Source organism: Trichocoleus sp. Lan (genome assembly GCF_039961855.1).
In the GTDB taxonomy this organism is placed as follows: domain Bacteria; phylum Cyanobacteriota; class Cyanobacteriia; order Cyanobacteriales; family FACHB-T130; genus FACHB-T130.
Genome location: NZ_JAMPKA010000002.1, coordinates 153,817 through 172,602, shown reverse-complemented (window position 1 = coordinate 172,602; position 18,786 = coordinate 153,817). Strand labels below are relative to the sequence as shown.

Below are 18,786 nucleotides of genomic sequence, written 5' to 3'. Positions count from 1 at the left end.
ATTGTGGTAATGCTCCTAGTAGTCGCAGTTTATGCCTTTAGGAGCTTTTTCTTTGAGAAGTTATTCATCAAAATTTTTGTTATTTTTAATGAATTAATTACCCAGAAAATGAATGAAGACTGACAAATCCACCAATAATTTTTTTCAGTTTGAAGCAGATTTTGTAGAGTCCTTGCGTTGCATTCCGATGCAGGTGCGGATGAAATTAGACACTTGCGGCGTCAAACTAAAATTGCCTCACTGGCACCAATTTAGTCAAGCGGAACGACAAACCCTGGTAGAGATGCCCTGTACCACAACAGATGAAGCTCAAGCCTACCGGAAATTACTGCACCAATTCGTTGTAGAACACACAGGCGTCTCTCCCAGCGACCTTCCGATAGAACCTCATCCAGATTGGATGGATGCTACAAAAATACCGGCTAACATTCAGGAAAAGGCAGCAGAATTTGGAGCAATACTGACACCCCAACAATGGGCAGAACTCACTCCCGCCCAACGCTTTGCTCTCATCAAACTCAGCCGCCCCAGTCACGAAAACCAAAACTTTTTACCCGCACTCCAAGAATTTCACTTAATCTGAGCTATCAAGAAATGTGAAAAAATTGCTACTTACCTTGCTGCGGCATAGTTATTAGGTTACAAACGATGCTGGCAGTGCTAGAGAAAGCGTTTGTGGTTTGTCCCATCACGCTCATTATTCATCTGCCGTCAACTTTACAGGACATCTTCAACATGCCTTTTACCGCTAGCGTTATTTCATGTCAGGAGTGGGGGGCCAGACCCCCCAAACAGTGGTCAGAGGAAACCACACCTAAATACGTGATCGTTCACCATACCGATACGCCCAATCCCCCCAGCCATATATCGAAAGGAACTGTGGATGGAGCGAAAAAATTTGCCAAAAGTGTTCAGAATACCCACATGGATGTTTTCGGCTGGTGGGATTCCGGTCATAATTTTTTGAATACAACGGACGGCGTTCTCCTAGAAGGAAGAAATGGCACTTTAGCAAAAATTAAACGAGGTTTGTGTATTCGCTCGTCTCATGCTGGCAGTGCTCTAGGCAATGAATCGCCGGGAATTGAAAATGAAGGCAGATTCATGACCCATCAGATGGGTGAAAAACAATGGAATAGTTTAGTCGATTTATGCGTTTCAATTTGCAGTTCCTGCAAAATTTCTCCTGATAATATCAAAGGGCATCGAGATTTTTCTGCCACTGATTGCCCTGGTGATTGGTTATACGCTCAACTACCCCGTTTGCGTCAAGCCGTTCGTCAAAAGTTGAGTGCAATCGGTGTTCCGACAGACGATGGTTCCTTAAGAGTTGGATCGCGAGGAGAAAAAGTCAAACAATTGCAGCAGTTTTTGAAGGACAAAGGTTTTAATCCTGGTCCCATTGATGGTAGTTTTGGTACGGGCACAGAAACGGCTGTGATTGCTTTTCAGAAATCCCAAGGGTTAAAGGCGGATGGAGTTGTGGGAACAACTACCTGGAATGCGCTCACCAACCCCACGCAAGTGCCTCCAGTTAATCTGGTGAATATGTGCAAATACTACCAAGGCTTGCCTCATCAAGATGATGCGCTGGAGTGGCTTCAGACGCAGATTCCGAAAGCAACCCTCGATGAGTTTGGGAAAAGATGGCGTAAAACAACTTAAAAATCGGGTAGAAAAGCCAGGAGTTAGGAAAACAAACGATTCAAAATCTTCTCTTCCTCCTAGCTTTTGTCAGCTTCGACAGCAATCCTTGCAGCAGTTGTCAAATTCTCTGTTCTCGTGGATCTTGCCGTGCGTCCTGGAGCAGCTTGTTTCTTCACAACTCAAAGAGGATTGCAATCGCAGTCCTCTTTCATTCATAAAATCTTGGATCTCTCTTCTTACCCTTTCTTTGCACTCTATAGCGCTAACGCGCATGACTTCGCTAGTGCGTCTTCGCGGTTGCTAAAAAAATTTACAACTTAAAGAGGACTGCTTATTCAAGAGTCAGGGTTTGATAACATTTAAGGAATAAGTTGACGAACGGCTTACCGCTAGCTTCATCTGTTATTGCCTCTGGCTTGGTTGCTTGAGAATGACTTTTGGCTTGGCATAAGCGGATGAAAAGTCGATGCCCCCTAATGAAGATTAAACGCGCTCCAAAACATAAACCCGAAAACATTTGGTCGAAAGAATGGGATGATCTACTGCGGGGTGCCGCCGGTGGGTTTTTATTTGGAATTCCGCTACTGTACACGATGGAAGTCTGGTGGATTGGGTCTTTCACGGAACCGCCCGTGATGCTAGCTGCGATCGCTGCCACGTTTATCGTCGTTTTCCTGCTCAATCGCACCGAAGGCTTTCGCAAATATAAGGATATTCGACCGGGTGAAGCCGTAATGGATACCATTGAAGCGATCGCTATCGGCGTCGTCTGCGCGACAAGTATCCTAATTTTATTGCGCGAAATCACCTTCGATACCTCTTTGGGTGAAGCATTAGGAAAAATAATCTTCGAGAGTGTACCGTTTGCTTTGGGTGTGGCGCTAGCGCGTTCTTTTTTAAGTGGCGATCGCTATCAATCTCCCAACAGCGATGAAAATCCCCCACAACCAGACAAAACCCGCCTCAATGCGACCTTGGCAGATATTGGAGGTACTTTGATCGGTGCGACGATTATTGCCTTTAACATTGCGCCTACTGACGAAATCCCCATGCTAGTCGCCGCTTCTTCCCCTCCGTGGCTGATTGCGATTATTGTTGCCTCGCTGTTAATTTCTTATGGGATTGTCTTTCAGGCTGGCTTTACTAATCAACAACAACGGAAACAACAGCAAGGACTTTTTCAGCGTCCCTTAAGCGAAACTGTTTGCTCCTATTTAGTGTCGCTTCTGGCAGCCACATTTATGTTGTGGTTCTTCCACCAGCTGAGCTTTGACGATCCGTGGCAAATGTGGTTGAGCTATACATTGATACTAGGACTCCCAGCCACTGTAGGTGGCGCAGCAGGAAGGTTGCTAGCATGAGCCAAACGAATCAAGATAGCAATTCATCCCAACAGCAACGACCGCCGCGATCGCTTGCGGAATGGGTTTCCTTTGCGATCGCGACATCTATTGTGGCGCTACTCGTAGGACTGGTGCTGTATGACTGGGCAACCCAGAAAAATGAACCCCCGACTCTATCAGTCACCGCGAAGGAAAGAGAACTTCGTCAAACTCAAGAGCAATTCTACATCCCTTTTGAAGTGACGAATACTGGTGGAGAAACTGCTGAATCAGTCCAGATTATTGCCGAGTTGCGGGTTAATGGGAAAGTTGAAGAAACTGGCGAACAACAAATTGACTTTCTCTCCGGCGGCGAAAAGGAAGAAGGCGCATTTATCTTTAGCCGCAATCCCCGCGATGGCGAGTTAGTCGTGCGAGTCTCTAGCTACAAGTTACCTTAAGTTTTTTGATAACTGCTCATTTCCCGGTTCGCTGTAATTATTGAAAACGATGCAATGGTTAATAACAAGCTTGTCGCAGCGAATACTCAATTTGCCTTTAAATTATTTAGGGAACTTACAAAGCAGGAGCCTGACAAAAACATTTTTGTTTCTCCAGCAAGCATAGCGATCGCGCTCTCAATGACCTATAACGGCAGTGTGGGGCAGACACAAGCGGCAATGGCGATCGCGCTGGAATTGCAAGAAATGAGCTTGCAACAAGTCAACGAAGCTAACTTACAGTTGAAACAATCGCTAGAAAATCTGGATAACGAGGTGGAGTTAGCGATCGCTAATTCGCTTTGGGCGCAGCAGGATGTCGAATTTAAGCGGGATTTTTTACAGCGAACCCAAGAGTTCTACGGTGCAAAAGTAACCAACCTGGACTTTAGCAGTTCCGATGCTTTGGCAACTATTAACAACTGGGTAAGCGAAAACACCCACGGCAAAATCGAGACAATTCTCCAAAAGCTTGACCCTCAAACCGTTTTAATCCTAATTAACGCTATCTATTTTAAAGGTATTTGGGCAAGCCCTTTCGATAAAGAAAATACACACGATAGAGCCTTTACATTACTTGATGGGACGCAGAAACAGTACCCGATGATGTCTCAGCACAGAACCTACCGCTACTACCAAGGTAAGAACTTTCAGGCGGTTAATTTACCCTACGGTAGTGAACAGGTGAGTATGTACATCTTCCTTCCAGATCAAGACTCAAACTTGCAAGCATTCCACAAAAATCTGAACGCTGAAAACTGGAATCAATGGATTTACCAATTCTGGCGAGAGGAAGGAACACTTGTTTTACCCCGCTTTCAGCTAGAGTATGAAGTAGCACTCAATGATGCCCTGATTGCCTTGGGGATGGGAATGGCTTTTGAAGGAGGTTTCCAGCAGATGTCTGCCCAAGACATTGCCATTGCCAGCGTCATCCATAAAACCTTTCTCGAAGTCAACGAAGAAGGAACCGAAGCCGCCGCCGCAACTGGTATAGAAGCCTCATTCGGTCCCCCCGACCCTCCCTTTAGCATGGTGGTTGACCGCCCGTTTTTCTGCGCGATTCGGGATGATGATACTGGAAGTTTGCTGTTTATGGGTTCTATTATGGAGCCACAGACTGCAACATCCAAGCAATCAAACAGGAGTTAGGAGAAATGACTGGAAAGAAAATTTTGATGCTTGTCGGTGACTTTGTTGAAGACTACGAAGTAATGGTGCCTTTCCAGGCATTACAAATGGTTGGGCATACTGTCCATGCGATTTGCCCCAATAAGAAAGCAGGGGACAAGGTGCGAACCGCAATCCATGACTTTGAAGGCGACCAAACTTATAGTGAAAAACCCGGTCATAACTTCACCTTAAACGCTACCTTTGATGAAGTGGAAGCGACAGAATACGACGCCTTAGTCGTTCCTGGTGGACGTGCGCCAGAATATATCCGTTTGAACCAGAAAGTATTAGAAATCACCCGCCACTTTGCCGAAGCAAATAAACCGATTGCCGCAATTTGTCACGGGTTGCAAGTTTTGGTGGCAGCGGGAGTGCTAGAAGGCAGAAGTTGCACCGCTTACCCCGCTTGCGGCCCGGATGTTAACCGGGCAGGTGGGCTTTACGTGCATATTCCACCAGATGAGGCAATGGTTGACGGTAACTTAGTAACAGCACCTGCATGGCCTGCTCATCCTAACTGGTTGGCAGAATTCTTGAAACTTTTGGGAACGAAGATTGAGCATCAAGAAATGGTTGCGGTTTAACGGTCTCAATCCTATCGAAGTTAGATAATTTACTTGTCTTAGCGCTACCTACACTTGCGATTCGGTCTTAGCTCCCCTTTTAAGGCTACGGTGTACGCACATCTTGGGTTAAGGGGCAAAAAGTTGATTGATCCCCTAAATCTCCCTTTTTAAGGGGAACTTTGACTTAATTCGCCACCTTTTTTAAGGGGGGTTGGGGGATCAAAACGGGACTTGCAAGTTAAAGAAGTCTTGCGCGTATACGGTAGCTTTAAAAGAGGGTTTGGGGGCTTTCTTTGGATGTAACATCACTAATCGAGAAGTATTTGATTAGAAATCCAGTTCCTCAATCACAACCGTTCTTTTTTTCTGTTTTTAAAAAACTACTGGCTCGACTGTTCTCTTGTCTGGGTATCCAGCTTATCTACTCGATTACGCAAACGCTCCAACTCTAATCGATAGGTTTCTAATTGGCTTCTTGGAACCGTTAACCCTTCTTGATTAACTCGATTTCCAGCAGGATTATCAATGAGTTGTTCAACTTGATTTAAGCAGGCATTTAAACCGGCAGCAAATTCATACCGAGTTACAGGCCGATTGCCTTGAAAAGTTCCATCGCCATTTCCACTGAGACACCCATAACGCTCTGTTAGAAGTGGCATTTGAGAATTTGGATTATTGGGAATCGCTTCTTGTGCAACTGCACTGTTTGCTAACAGCAAGGCCATTCCCAAAACGGCTGGACTATATAAAAGTAGAGTCTTAAAAAATTTAGACATTTTAATTCTTTCCACTTAACTTGCAAAAAGGTAACTTGAAGTCTGCTGAAAAAGAAACTTTTATATCTTATTGTAATGAAAATCAACTAGCTATGTGTTGATTGCTGCTGGGAAAAGTATCAAAGTTTACTTACTTCTAATTACAGATACCAGGTTCCGCCTTCAGACGTTATCCCAGTAATAGGTAAAGCGCTAGATATAAAAATTTATACTGTCTCAGGAGAACGCTGAATGAATTTACCAGGAACCTCCGTCTCTGTTTGGCTCGACACTACAGAAGGGACAAAATACCCGCAATTGACCAGTGATATTACCGTAGATGTTGCCATTGTAGGCGGCGGCATTACTGGCTTAACCGCTGCGTTGCTATTGAAACGCGCTGGATTAAGGGTTGCAGTAATCGAGGGATCGCAAATTGGCAGTGGTGTCACCGGCTATACGACTGCCCACCTCACCGAAGCTGCTGACGAACGCTACCAAGACCTGATTTCCTCCTTGGGCGACACGGATGCGAAGCTGGTAGCAGAATCCAGTCGTGCGGCGATTGAACGCATTGCTAAGTTTGTGGCAGAAGAGAAGATTGATTGTGATTTTCAGCGAGTGCCGGGATATCTTTACACTGAAAAATCCCAGGATGTGTCTGAAATTGAGTCAGAGGCGGAAGCGGTTAGCAAGTTAGTGATTCCGGCTGCTTTGACCAAGGATGTGCCACTGCCATTTCCGGTAGAAGCGGCGGTGATGTTCCCCAATCAAGCGCAGTTTAACCCGATTCCCTATCTCCAAAGGCTTGCGAAGGCGATTGACGGTGGTGGCAGTTTTATTTTTGAGCAGTCATCTGTTGTCGATATCACCGGAGACAAGCCGAGTCGAGTTTCTACCGAACAGGGGACGGTAACGGCGCTAGATGTGATTATGGCTACTCATACGCCGATTCACAATCTGAACAGTCTCCCGGACTTGTATGTAATGACCACGAAAATTGCCCCGTATCGCTCTTACGTTATTGGAGTGAGATTGCGATCGCCATTACCGCCAGGACTGTTTTGGGATACCGAGGAGCCGTATCACTATACACGCAGCTACAAAGACCTGCTGATTATTGGCGGTGAAGACCACAAGACGGGTGAGGATGTGGATAATGAGGCGTGTTTCGAGCGCTTGGAAGTGTATGCGCGATCGCTCTATGATGTCGCCTCTATCGATTATCGCTGGTCAGCTCAATTGTACGAGCCGGTCGATGGTCTACCCTATATCGGGAAAACCGCAGCGAATTCTAATATCTACGTTGCTACCGGCTATTCTGGCAACGGCATGACCTTCGGCACCGTTGGCGGGATGCTAACAAGCGACTTGATTCTGGGACGGACGAATCCCTGGAGCGACCTTTACGACCCCAATCGCGCGAATATCCTAGCCAGCGCTCAGCGGTTTGTGACGGAGAATCTGGGCGTCGCCAAGCACTTTGTAGCGGATCGGCTTTTTAAATCAGAGGGCAACGAACCCTCGGACGTAGCACCAGGCGAAGGCAAAATTCTTGACATCAACGGGAAGAAATATGCCGTCTACCGCGACGAGACGGATTATCTCTGTTCGCTTTCTCCAGTGTGTACTCACGCTGGATGCATTGTTGACTGGAATAACGCCGAAAAAACTTGGGATTGCCCTTGCCACGGTGGACGTTTCAGCCCTACGGGTGAGGTACTCAATGGCCCGCCGATTACGGATCTCGATCAAAAAGAATTGCCCAGTCAATTTACAACAAAAAGTTAACTACATTCACTTTTCTTTTCCCTCTCCAGATTGATTAAGTCAATCTGGAGGGTTGCTAGCGTGTTGGGTGAATAGAAACAAGAAATCTTCTCTGGATTTCATTTTTTTAGACACAGTTTAAGGACACACTAATGCCAGCAGAACAACAGCTACAACCACCCCAACATCAAGACCATCGACCGGGTACCGAATCAGAAATGACGCCTAGCCCCAAGGCAGACGATAGTAAATATCAAGGTAGTAACAAATTACGCGATAAAGTGGCGTTGATTACTGGCGGTGATAGCGGCATTGGTCGCGCAGTTTCTATCTTTTTTGCCAAAGAAGGCGCTGACGTGGCAATCATGTATCTGAACGAACACGATGATGCCCAAGAAACGAAACGGCTGGTAGAAGAACAAGGGCGCAAATGTATTACGATTCCTGGCGACATTGGTGACGAAAAATTCTGTCAGCAGGCTGTAGAAAATACGGTTGCGGAGCTTGGGAAACTCGATATTCTTGTTAACAACGCTGCCGAACAGCATCCTCAAGAAAGCATCGAAGACATCACTGCCGAACAGCTTGAGCGCACGTTCCGGACTAACATTTTCTCAATGTTTTTCTTGACGAAAGCTGCACTCAAGCACCTCAAAGAAGGCAGCGCGATTATCAACACCACTTCGGTGACAGCTTATAAAGGGAATCAGCAGCTGCTCGATTATTCGTCTACTAAAGGGGCCATTGTTGCCTTTACGCGATCGCTCTCAAAATCTCTGGTGGAAAAGGGAATTCGCGTGAATGGCGTCGCCCCAGGTCCCATCTGGACGCCGCTCATTCCCTCAACTTTCCCAGAGGAAAAAGTTGCCTCTTTTGGTAAACAAGTGCCGATGCAACGGGCTGGACAGCCAGAAGAAGTTGCGCCTAGTTACGTCTTTTTGGCATCAGACGACTCTTCTTATATGTCCGGTCAGATTTTGCATCCCAACGGTGGCGATGTTGTCAATACTTAACGCTGAGATGACTACCGATTTTTCTTGAAAAAATAGAAACCCGTTTTCTAACCAGAAAACGGGTTTTTTGATAGATGTTAGAAGTTAGCGAGGGGGTGCATCCTAGGGCATACGCCCTAACCTTGAAAGGTAGGCCTTGGGCGTACAAAAGCTGCTCCCCGTAGGCTGAAGAAGTTTTAGTTTAGTCTGCGTAGGCAGGCTTTGTTTATGTACAGCTACACTTTTAGTGTCGGAACGTGTATTTGCTTAGTGAACTAAAAAAACTCCCACCACTTACGTGGTGGGAGTGCAAACGTCAGTTAAGTTTAGAGAGGTATGGCGTTAGAGGTTGAGCGTGCTTCCGATTACTTCGTCGAAGCTGCCATTTCTTGCTGAATTTTGCTCTTGGCAGCTTTGAATTCGCTAGACATTTGCTCTTTTTGTTCGGTGCTGCAATTGTTGTCAATGGCTGCAAACATCGTGCTTTCTTCTTGACGGATATGATCGCCAACGGCATCCATCAACTGCTTAATTTTTGACTTGAATTCGTCTTTGGAAGAAGCAGGGTTGATCGCTTTAATTTCATCCAACATCCGCTTCATTTCGGCTTGCTCATCGTACAGCTCTTGAGTATTGTCGTCACCGTAGAAAGACCGAACTCTGGGGTAAACAATTTCTTCTTCGGCTTGAGCGTGTGCCAATAAATCTTTGTAGAGCTGCCCAAAATACTCTTGGAGTTTTTGAGGATCGTCAGTAGCCCCAATTTCTGTAAAGATGGTGTTGGTCTTATTGTGATCCAGGCGGATGAGCGTCTGGATGTTCATATCTTGCTTGTCGGTGTTTTGAGTGACGGCGCTACCAAACACACCAGACAAGGCTGCAACAGCGTCTTGAACTCGTGCCCACAGTCCCTGATCTGCGTCTTTTCCAGTCAGTTCGCGGACACCCACGAGTTCTAGCAGTCCTTTGAGTTGTTCCTGGTGAGCGCGGTTCTCAAAGTTAACAGCATTTAAAGGTCCAATCGCCAGTTCAATATCAGCACCCACGACTTGAGCAGCTTTGTGAACTACGATACCGCTCATCGCCTGAGCGTGCTTCAGGAGTTCGTGTTGAACTAATTTCTGGTAGAGAGACAGCTTATCACCAGACATTAATTCTTGGGTCTTCTGAACAAATTCCTGAACTGTCTCGTGGGGTTCAGAGGGAACGCCGTACTGAACAATTACCGTTTCTAGAACGCCCAGGTTTTTCTGGTCGTCCTGGAGCATATTCTGCAAGCGATCGCGCACATCTTGATCGGGAGAGCTACCGATCAGGGTTTGCTCGTTAGAGATGATTAAATTTTGCGTCGCTTTCATGTCTGCCAATTTTTGAGCGATCGCAATGCGCTTTGTATCGTCCAGTGTTGATACCATTTTTGTTCCTTCTTTGAAATATTATGATTTTTGAATCTTTATGAATAATCTCACAATCTCTTAAGGTAATTCATCTTTCCCGCGACTGAATCCAAAAGTATGGTTTATAGAGGAGATGAATACTTTTAACTTATAGATTTTTGTTTGGAATTCAAATTATTAAAACTTCTACTTTTGATAGTTCGCAAAATTAGGGTTTTTGAGTATATTGGTTAATTCATCTAAACAAGTTTAAAGAATATATCGCTGTAAATGATTTGTGAACGTGAGTTCTTCGACCTCTCTAAAAAGCTGGAGATCTGAACCAATGGTATCTCACACCTAAAAGAGGATAGATATACTTTATTCCTTCAATATTCCTTCAATAGAAAACGTAAAGTTACGCGCTCAAGAAAAATTAACTCGTCAATAAAATAAATCTAAGAGGATAGCTTATAGACCCTCCTAGATTTAATTGCTTTATTCCAGCGATGGCAGTTAGCGATCGCACTTATTAACTATAGGGAAGCTACGTTCCAAACCTCCCTACAGAGTTAATTCTGTTCGCGCGCACTACTACTTGCTAGAAGCTGCCATCTGGTCTTGTAGCTTGCTCTTAACAGATTTGAACTCGGTTGCCATTTGTTGTTGCTGCTCGCTGCTGAAATTATCGCGCAGCTTAGCGAACATCTCGTTCTCTTCTTGATTAATGTGATGGTTGGTAGCGTCGCTTAGCTGACGAACTTTCGCTTTGAACTCAGAAGAAGAAGGACTCATCGCCTTAATTTCATCCAGCATCCGAGCTTGCTCAGCTTGCTCGTTATACAGATCCTGCGTGTCCTGATAATAGGAGCGCACTGCTGGATAAACAACTTGCTCTTCGGCTTTAGCGTGAGCCATCAAGTCTTTGTAAAGCTGACCGAAGTATTCTTGGATCTTTTGAGCGTCGTTGGAATTCTCAATTTCCATAAACAAGGTCTTCGCCTTGCTGTGATCCATGCGAAGAATTTCACCGATAGTCATATCAGAACGGTCGGAGGTTTGGGTGACAGCACTACCAAATACCCCTGATAATGCGGCAACGGCGTCTTGAACCCGTCCCCACAGTCCTTGATCGGCTTCTTGTCCGGTTAGTTCGCGAACACCCAGAATTTCCAGAATACCTTTCAGTTGCTCTTGGTGAGCGCGGTTCTCAAAGTTAACGGTATTCAAGGGAGTAATGGCAGCTTCAACATCAGCACCAACTACTTGAGCAGCTTTGTGAATCAGTAGACCCGTCATGGTTTGCTTATGCTTAAGCAATTCATGCTGAGATACTTTTTCAAACAAAGTCAGTTCAGAACTTTCCATTAGTTTCTGAGCTTCACCAATTATCTTGGTTGTGGATTCCTTGGGTTCGGCTTTGACACCGTACTGAATAATTACAGTATCGAGAACACCGAGGTTTTTCTGATCGTCATCAAGCATATCTTGTATGCGCTTGCGAAGATCATCATCGGCGAGCGCAGAGATGAACTTTTGCTCGTTAGCAATTAGCAAGTTTTGCAGCGCTTTCATATCTGCCAACTTCATGCCAATCGCTATGCGCTTGGTATCATCTAGTGTCGTTACCATTCTTTTGTTCTCCACTCAATAATCATAGGATCGGAATCTATCTCGAAGATAGTCATCTCTGTCGAGTAGATTCATCTGTCTTTTGAGATATCCCCTTTATTTATCCTTTTTATAACGTCCAATTTTTATTGGCTCTATCCAAAGATAGAAAAGATTCAAAACCTTAGGACTTTTATTTTTTTGGTTGGCTTAGTATATTCTTATTTTGGTTATTCGGCATCTATCGTAAATCATATTTGAAAAGTTAAAATAGCCTGAACTTTGATGACGGAGATTTGACAAGCTAATTATTATAAAAACAGTTTTGTGCCACTATCTTAAGAATGAAATATTGAGTTTAAATTTGTGTATAGCCGATCACTTTGTCACCATTCCACCATCAGGCAGATACACTTCTTAATACGGGTCGCTAGATTGACTCAATAACAGACTCAATTAAGACAAGGGCAGGAGACAGGGCGTGACGACGAATAAGGATGCTTCTCTGGGGCAGCAGGCACTTAACAAAGCAGCAGAAATAGGATTATCTAGCCAACTCGATGAAGTAGAAGAATTAGCGGTAGATATCCAGAGCGATCCACTGAAAATGGTTCAGGGACAGGTGGATTCAGTCACCGTTGAAGGTGAAGGTTTGGTTATGAACAAAGACCTCCGGATGCAGGAAATGAAAATGGAAATGCGTGGCATCTCCATCAATCCCCTCAGCGCTGCTTTTGGCAAAATTGAATTAACCAAACCCACTGATGCAACGACCCACGTTGTCTTGACGGAAGCAGACATCAACCGGGCATTTAACTCGGAATTTGTCGGTAGTAAGCTGCAAAGTATGCAGGTATCAGTCAATGGACAACCGATGACTATTGACACTAAAAAAGTAGATTTTCGCCTACCCGGTGAGAACAAAATTGCATTGAGTGCCGACGTGCTGCTGCGCGAATCTGGAGAAACCACGCAAATTGCCTTTACAGCAGTGCCCCGAGTTGGTGCAAATGGGCAGAAGGTCAATCTGGAAGACGTTGAGTATACCGAAGGCAAGGAACTCTCCCCGGAACTGACGGCGGCGCTATTAGAAAAATCGAGCGAACTGTTGAACCTAAGTAACTTCGATCTACAAGGAATGTCGCTTCGCATCAAACAATTAAATCTAGAATCGGGAAAAATGACGCTTTTGGCGGAAGCGCGCGTGGAGCAAATTCCTTCAGGCTAGTGATGAACTGTTTGCGGTTCGCTATTCGTGGTTAGCTGAGTGGGTTACGATCGGCAACCCAAAGCTAATAGCTAATAGCGATCGCTTGCTTTCACTCGTCTAACTCCTAGAATCCATAGAGAAGAACATGACACAAACTCCCAATATCCCGCCGCTGATTGAAAGTGATGAGACCGATTATCAAGATAGCGGGGTGACGAGCACAGTCGCGATCGCAGGACATCCCCTACATCCACTGATCGTCACCTTTCCCATTGCTTTTTTGACCACGCCAGCAGCAGCGGATCTCGCCTACTGGTGGACAAAAGATCTCTTCTGGGCACAAGCCTCCTTTTGGCTAATCGGCATTGGCTTGGCAAGCGGGGTGCTTGCAGCCCTAAGCGGCATGATGGACTTTCTGAGAATTGAACGAGTTCGCAAGCGCAGTGCTGGCTGGGCACACATGGTACTGAATGTCGCCGCCCTAGGGCTGACAATTGCCAACTTTGCACTGCGTTGGGGCAATACCTCAGGAGCCATATTGCCTACAGGGCTTACAATCTCAATTATTGTGGCAACCCTTCTCGGTTTGTCGGGTTGGTACGGAGCCGAGCTAGTCTATCGGCATAAAGTTGCTGTGATCGGCTACGGGGATTCAAATAGATAGAAAAAATAAGCAGGCGACATCCACGTCGCCTGCCAATTAATTTAAAAATTTCCTCTACACTTGTTTAGCATCGCTAAAGGGTAGAAGCTGCAAAAGCTAAATTTTTCTGCGTTATATCAATCCTGGCCCTTGATGACGCTTGTCACCTTCCATCGTCAGCTTCCCTTCTTCATCGTCCTGTAATTCTGAGACAGTTTCAGCGCGTTCGGCAGCCTCGGCTTCTTCTTTGGCTTTCAAGTCTCCAGGTTCGTTCACATACATTTCGGGTTCGATGGCATAGTTATTTAAAAGACCCTCTTTGTCTACCGTGTAGCCATCTGTAGTATCGATACTTCCATCATTTGTTTGATCGTTAGTAGGGGATTTTTCCTCATCATCTTTTCCGGGAGTTGTTTTAAATGCATTCCCCTCTCTTTCTCTACGTGCTGCGGTTTCAGCAGGTACAATCCCCCGATCGTAGTTATCTTCACCAACTCGTTGACTGCTGTCTACGTTATCTGTTTGATTATTCATGACTATTATTCTCCCAACAATATTCAGCTTTAGAAACTAAGAATATAATTTTTGGTATACCTTTATACTCTACCTTGAGTATTAGATCGTCAAAGTATAAAAAATTTATATAAGATTGCGTAATTAATAACAACTAGGATATAAATTAATCTCCTACTTAAGAAGGAAATATTGAACTCTTCTGTGTGCTATGAAGCTCAGTTGGATGCAGAAGCCTGCTCGTTGGCGCGGCTTTAGTCTAAATGTATAGAATACAGAACTGAGAACTGCTTGGAAGTGTAGCCAATGCTTCGAGACGCCAAATATATCAAGCGGATTATCCTCTCGCTGCTGATTATTGTGCCCCTGGGATTGCTCTCCAAGAAATACACTGGGTTCGGTCGCGGCTGGGTCAACGATTTCTCAGGTGATATCTTATACGAAATATTTTGGTGTTTGTTCGGGTTTTTCCTGTTTCCGAGTCGCAAAGCAATGAACCAAATTCCAATTTGGGTATTCGGTATCACCTGTACGATCGAATTTCTGCAACTGTGCCACCAGCCTGTTTTAGACTCGATTCGCTCGACTTTTCTGGGCAAACTGTTGCTTGGAACCACCTTTTCTTGGTGGGATTTCCCCCATTATCTGCTCGGTTGCATCATCGGGTGGCTATGGTTACAGCAAATTGTTAGAGGTTACAAAGATAAAACCCCGATTCGCTCGGATAAATAGATAGGATGATTAGATGAGGGAGAATTTTCAGTAGTTTTTAGCCTGTGTTTGATGGCTAATCAGATGTAACTGAATTAACCCGAACCGGATGCCCTAACCTTGATTTAACTTTTGATCTTTCTCGCCAGCTTTTCAGCATCAAGCTGTTTTCTTTCAGCATCAAGCTTAGGGTGATTAGCTGTTCGGATAGTAATATCAGCTCTTGGCTCGTGGCGATTAGCTCCTGACTTACGCAGATAAGCTCAGACGATCTGCTGAGCAGATAGTCTGTTCTGGTTGTTATATTTTGCTGGGTTATCTCAGAATCTTGCTGTTTAGATTCTGCCAAATCTAAAGGATATGGGGGAACTTCAAAACAAGTTGATTTTTGCCACTTCCTGTTGCTCAGTTTGTGTTTTGTCATGCTCTGAATCCAGTTAACGGAGATGTTAGCAGGTATTGTAAAAGACAAAATTTGAACTTACTAGTAGATTTTAAAGGTGAAAGCGATCGCGTAGCACCTGCGTAGCAGGTGCTACGCGATCGCTCGAATTTTTGGACGGGTTGTAGTATCTACTTATCTATATATTAGTTGCTTGGATTGTACGAGCAGCTTTTTCCTTGTGGCGATTAGCGCTTCACTTGTAGCGATTAGCGCTTCACTTGTAGCGATTAGATCCTGACTTTCGCCGATCAGCCTAGATGATTTGCTGAGCAGATAATCTGTTTTAGTTATTATATTTGGCTGATATATTTCAGAATCTTGCTGTCCAGATTCAGCTAAATATAAATCATCTTGATGAATTTTACAGCAAGATAGTTTTTGCCACTTCCTATTGCTAACGTTATATTTTGTCATGTTAGGAATCCAGTTGATAAAGATGCTGGTGTGGTGTTGTAAAAGAGTGAAGTTGGTTCAGTGGATGCCAAAAATCGAGCGCTCGTGTGGCAACCGCTACGCGGTTGCCACACGAGCATTTAAAATTTAGAATATCGTCGTACTATCTACTCATTTAGCAATTTTAGATCAATTTTTCTGGATGAATTTTTTTCGTCAAAACTTATTGACAATGGATTAAATTCGTAGATTTAGCTTTGCCCTTTCAAATAAAACATATTAGAGACTAATCCAACTAAACTTCTATCTCCAGGCAGAAGTTAATACTAACGATATTTGTATACTACACTACACGAAAACCTGTGTTGAGCGATCGCTATGGTTATGAAATTTATCGTTAACCCGCATGATAGCTACAACCAGATTACCATCACCCCAGCCAGATGAAGAAGCAAGTAAAGGTTAAACCCAATTCAAAAAACCAAAGAATTGAGGAAGCTGAGGACGGTAGCCTTACGGTTCATTTAAAGTCGCCACCTGTAGATGGTAAGGCAAATGAAGAGTTAATTCAAATACTCTCTAAAAAATTTAACATATCAAAATCAAGAATTTTTATCAAATCGGGTTTATCGTCAAGAAATAAGCTAGTCGAAATAGACGACGGTTGAACCTAACTAGAAAATCTAGCAATCTTATTGAAGTTGTGAGCCACCCCTTCAGATAGCTGACTGCTCTAGAAAGATGGGGAGCTGAGCTTCCCGAATCATTAAGTAAGATTCTATAGCAGTTGCTCGGTAAAGGTGTTGTTCTGACTGCACGCGATCGCTATTTTCATTTTCCGTTTAAACTCATCCCCGTTAGCTTTAAATGGACAAAAGATTAATTTTAGAAACTATCTATTGGTAGATTTCAAAAGCTCAAAGTCAAAATCTAAAATTCAAAAGGGAATAACTCAACCTGGTACACTTGAACGAAGAGGTCAACTCAGCATGCCACACGTCTTACTGATCGATGATGAAGAGGCATTACGTGCCAGTCTCAGCTACGCCTTAATTAAAGAAGGCTATCAGGTGACAACCGCAGGGGATGGGCAGACTGCACTCAAGTTGTTCCACAAGCAAGTGCCGGACGTGATTATTTTGGACTTGATGCTACCGGGCATTGATGGGATGGAACTCTGCTGGCGCATCCGAGCATTTTCTAATATCCCGATTTTGATGCTGACAGCTAAAGACCAAGATATTGACAAAGTTTGGGGATTAGAAGCGGGTGCAGATGACTATATCACCAAACCCTTCAACACTCGCGAACTTCTCGCACGCATAAAAGCTGTTCTCCGGGGTCGCGCTGTGGGTCAACAGTCTCTACAGGGAGATTAAAAAAATTGAAGTTGCACCTTTGAAAAATTCCAGGAGCTGGTTAGCAATTCATATCAGATGGAATTCAATTTACCGGAAACTGTTAGTTACCTATTTAGCACTCACCGCATTAGGAACTTCTATTCTGGCAAGCTATATTCTGTTCTCTTTCCATGCCTATTTCATGAGGACGAGACAGGCTGATTTAGATTCCTGGACAACAGCCCTCAGCGAGAGCGTCGCTGACGCTTTAGAGGAAAATAATCTTGAGCGGGTAAGAGTGCTAGTGCAACGCTACGGTTCACCGGAAGCAGTCACCCTGCGCGTCTTTGCACCTGATGGTCGCCTGCTATTCACCTCCGCCCCCCAGCTAGATCGGCAAGTCCCTAACTGGTTAGCTGTTGTTGGCGTGAGAGAAGCGCTACAAAATCAGCCGACGCAAGGGGTAGCAAAAGGGATTCTATCCAACGATGACCGAGTGTATGCAGTGCGACCGATATTTCGGAAGGGTCGTCTGCTCGGTGCGCTGCGGATGTCGATCACTTTAGAACAGTTTCAGCGTCAGTTTCGCCGCGTCATTTTCACCGTTCTTGGAACGCTCTTCTTGACGCTCTTGCTTTGTGCGCTGATTAGCGAAAGCCTTGCCCGTAATATTGCCAGACCGATTCAGGCGATGTGCCACTTTGCAATTGAGGTGGGTGGGGGTCATTTAGGTGAGAAGCTGAACATTCATCAAGATGATGAAGTGGGTCAATTAGCCAGTGAATTGAATCGCATGAGCGAACGGCTGGCTTCCTTAGATAAAGAGCGGCGGGCATTCCTCGCAAATGTGTCCCACGAACTGCGGACTCCTGTTAGCAACGTCTATGTCACCCTAGAAGCACTCGCCAATGGAGCGGCTGAGGAGCCGGAGTTACGCGATCGCTTCATCCAGACTGCACAGGATGAAACCCTGCGCCTGTCCAGGCTAATTAAGGATCTGCTGGATTTAGGACGACTCGAAGCTGGCGTAACGCCACTAGAACAGCAACCGCTAAAGCTGCGAGACTTAATCGAACGGGCGGTGCGAGCAATGGAGTCCCGCATGATAGCCAAGGAAGTTGGCATCAGCGTGGAGGTTGCGGATGTTCAAATCCAAGGCGATCCAGAACGACTATTGCAAGCTTTTCTAAATATATTGGACAACGCGATTAAGTTCTCAGTACCAGAGTCTAAAGTGTCTGTCTCAAGCAATACAGAGGGTGCCCAGGTTTCAGTAAAAATTCGCGATCGGGGAACCGGAATCACAGAGAGCGATTTGCCCCGCATTTTTGAACAATTTTATACAGCAGATCCCTCGCGCAAAGGCAGCGGAACGGGTTTGGGGTTAGCGATCGCGCGACGGATTGTGGAAGCACACGGCGGCACGATTACGGCTACTAGCACTCCAGGTCAAGGCGCAACTTTCAGTATTCGTCTTCCCCTCGACACCGCCGCAGAGAAACGAAAGAGTTAAGATCCTGTCCGGCTTATCCCTTTATTTATAGTCGGCTTATCGTCGGTTGGAAATTGGGGCGTTGTTCTGTTGGACAAGGGCAACCTGATGCAGGAGGACACCTCATTCTGCTCCCCCTACAAATTGCACTGTCGTGGCGAGGGAGTCTCCTAGACTGGGACTTCCTCCGGAAACTCGATCCGCTTGACCAGCCGTATTGATTCAATGACGTTGAGCGTTATAGCCGATCGCGGGAATTGATAAAAAGCAGGTTGAATAGGCGTCGCGAGGCATAGCCAGCATCTTAAAAGGTGCTTCCCTCCAGCG

At 45.1% G+C, this 18,786-nt stretch carries 20 protein-coding genes; 14 read left to right on the top strand and 6 right to left on the bottom strand.

What is annotated here, in order from left to right; all coding sequences use genetic code 11:
- The first annotated feature begins 112 nt into the window (after positions 1-112).
- From NDA03_RS02285 to NDA03_RS02260, 6 genes are all read left to right on the top strand, one after another.
- Positions 113-583: a nitrate reductase associated protein gene (locus NDA03_RS02285; RefSeq protein WP_190415882.1), complete on the top strand. Its 471-nt coding sequence runs from the start codon at positions 113-115 to the stop codon at positions 581-583.
- 65 nt (positions 584-648) lie between these two features.
- Positions 649-1,665 carry a peptidoglycan-binding protein gene (locus NDA03_RS02280; RefSeq protein ID WP_242033283.1) on the top strand — a complete coding sequence of 339 codons (1,017 nt, stop codon included), beginning with the start codon at positions 649-651 and terminating at the stop codon, positions 1,663-1,665.
- A 458-nt stretch (positions 1,666-2,123) separates the two neighbouring features.
- Positions 2,124-3,008, top strand: a complete 885-nt coding sequence (locus NDA03_RS02275) for a TIGR02587 family membrane protein (RefSeq protein WP_190415884.1) — start codon at positions 2,124-2,126, stop codon at positions 3,006-3,008.
- On the top strand, positions 3,005-3,430 hold the full coding sequence (locus NDA03_RS02270) for a TIGR02588 family protein (RefSeq protein ID WP_190415885.1): 426 nt from the start codon (positions 3,005-3,007) through the stop codon (positions 3,428-3,430). The genes NDA03_RS02275 and NDA03_RS02270 overlap by 4 nt, the downstream gene beginning before the upstream one ends.
- Positions 3,431-3,484: 54 nt before the next feature.
- Positions 3,485-4,621 (top strand): serpin family protein, encoded by a 1,137-nt coding sequence (locus NDA03_RS02265; RefSeq protein WP_348237172.1) that lies wholly within the window; start codon positions 3,485-3,487, stop codon positions 4,619-4,621.
- Between the two features lie 5 nt (positions 4,622-4,626).
- Positions 4,627-5,226 (top strand): DJ-1/PfpI family protein, encoded by a 600-nt coding sequence (locus NDA03_RS02260; protein ID WP_348237171.1) that lies wholly within the window; start codon positions 4,627-4,629, stop codon positions 5,224-5,226.
- A gap of 362 nt (positions 5,227-5,588) precedes the next feature.
- On the opposite strand, the gene NDA03_RS02255 is transcribed toward NDA03_RS02260, so the two are convergent.
- Complete coding sequence (locus NDA03_RS02255) at positions 5,589-5,984, bottom strand: S-layer homology domain-containing protein (protein WP_190429988.1); 396 nt, start codon at positions 5,982-5,984, stop codon at positions 5,589-5,591.
- 231 nt (positions 5,985-6,215) lie between these two features.
- Here NDA03_RS02255 and NDA03_RS02250 point away from each other — a divergent pair, with 231 nt between their 5' ends.
- Together NDA03_RS02250 and NDA03_RS02245 are read left to right on the top strand one after the other, a co-directional pair.
- Entirely contained in the window at positions 6,216-7,754 is a 1,539-nt protein-coding gene (locus tag NDA03_RS02250) for an FAD-dependent oxidoreductase (RefSeq protein WP_348237170.1), read from the top strand.
- A 131-nt stretch (positions 7,755-7,885) separates the two neighbouring features.
- Positions 7,886-8,746 carry an SDR family oxidoreductase gene (locus tag NDA03_RS02245; RefSeq protein ID WP_348237169.1) on the top strand — a complete coding sequence of 287 codons (861 nt, stop codon included), beginning with the start codon at positions 7,886-7,888 and terminating at the stop codon, positions 8,744-8,746.
- Between the two features lie 344 nt (positions 8,747-9,090).
- Here the strand turns inward: NDA03_RS02245 and NDA03_RS02240 are convergent, their stop codons facing one another.
- Together NDA03_RS02240 and NDA03_RS02235 are read right to left on the bottom strand one after the other, a co-directional pair.
- The gene (locus NDA03_RS02240) at positions 9,091-10,140 is read right to left on the bottom strand and encodes a hemerythrin domain-containing protein (protein WP_348237168.1); all 1,050 of its coding nucleotides are present in this window, start codon (positions 10,138-10,140) and stop codon (positions 9,091-9,093) included.
- Positions 10,141-10,695: 555 nt separating this feature from the next.
- Positions 10,696-11,733 (bottom strand): hemerythrin domain-containing protein, encoded by a 1,038-nt coding sequence (locus tag NDA03_RS02235; protein WP_190415051.1) that lies wholly within the window; start codon positions 11,731-11,733, stop codon positions 10,696-10,698.
- 460 nt (positions 11,734-12,193) lie between these two features.
- Between NDA03_RS02235 and NDA03_RS02230 the strand changes: the two genes are divergently transcribed.
- Positions 12,194-12,940 (top strand): DUF2993 domain-containing protein, encoded by a 747-nt coding sequence (locus NDA03_RS02230; protein WP_347276033.1) that lies wholly within the window; start codon positions 12,194-12,196, stop codon positions 12,938-12,940.
- Positions 12,941-13,067: 127 nt separating this feature from the next.
- Positions 13,068-13,586 carry a DUF2231 domain-containing protein gene (locus NDA03_RS02225; RefSeq protein WP_190415052.1) on the top strand — a complete coding sequence of 173 codons (519 nt, stop codon included), beginning with the start codon at positions 13,068-13,070 and terminating at the stop codon, positions 13,584-13,586.
- A 111-nt stretch (positions 13,587-13,697) separates the two neighbouring features.
- On the opposite strand, the gene NDA03_RS02220 is transcribed toward NDA03_RS02225, so the two are convergent.
- Positions 13,698-14,099 (bottom strand): hypothetical protein, encoded by a 402-nt coding sequence (locus NDA03_RS02220; RefSeq protein ID WP_190415053.1) that lies wholly within the window; start codon positions 14,097-14,099, stop codon positions 13,698-13,700.
- Between the two features lie 285 nt (positions 14,100-14,384).
- On the opposite strand from NDA03_RS02220, the gene NDA03_RS02215 reads away from it, so the two are divergent.
- The gene (locus NDA03_RS02215) at positions 14,385-14,810 is read left to right on the top strand and encodes a DUF2809 domain-containing protein (RefSeq protein WP_348232522.1); all 426 of its coding nucleotides are present in this window, start codon (positions 14,385-14,387) and stop codon (positions 14,808-14,810) included.
- A gap of 55 nt (positions 14,811-14,865) precedes the next feature.
- Here the strand turns inward: NDA03_RS02215 and NDA03_RS02210 are convergent, their stop codons facing one another.
- Positions 14,866-15,213 carry a hypothetical protein gene (locus NDA03_RS02210; protein ID WP_190678905.1) on the bottom strand — a complete coding sequence of 116 codons (348 nt, stop codon included), beginning with the start codon at positions 15,211-15,213 and terminating at the stop codon, positions 14,866-14,868.
- 153 nt (positions 15,214-15,366) lie between these two features.
- Positions 15,367-15,648, bottom strand: a complete 282-nt coding sequence (locus NDA03_RS02205; protein ID WP_190524384.1) for a hypothetical protein — start codon at positions 15,646-15,648, stop codon at positions 15,367-15,369.
- Positions 15,649-16,070: 422 nt separating this feature from the next.
- Here NDA03_RS02205 and NDA03_RS02200 point away from each other — a divergent pair, with 422 nt between their 5' ends.
- The 3 genes from NDA03_RS02200 (at position 16,071) to NDA03_RS02190 (ending at position 18,480) form a co-directional block, all read left to right on the top strand.
- Positions 16,071-16,295 carry a DUF167 domain-containing protein gene (locus NDA03_RS02200; RefSeq protein ID WP_190429982.1) on the top strand — a complete coding sequence of 75 codons (225 nt, stop codon included), beginning with the start codon at positions 16,071-16,073 and terminating at the stop codon, positions 16,293-16,295.
- A 321-nt stretch (positions 16,296-16,616) separates the two neighbouring features.
- Positions 16,617-17,006 (top strand): response regulator, encoded by a 390-nt coding sequence (locus NDA03_RS02195; RefSeq protein WP_190415056.1) that lies wholly within the window; start codon positions 16,617-16,619, stop codon positions 17,004-17,006.
- 19 nt (positions 17,007-17,025) lie between these two features.
- Positions 17,026-18,480, top strand: a complete 1,455-nt coding sequence (locus NDA03_RS02190) for a HAMP domain-containing sensor histidine kinase (protein WP_199302614.1) — start codon at positions 17,026-17,028, stop codon at positions 18,478-18,480.
- Positions 18,481-18,786 lie beyond the last annotated feature (306 nt).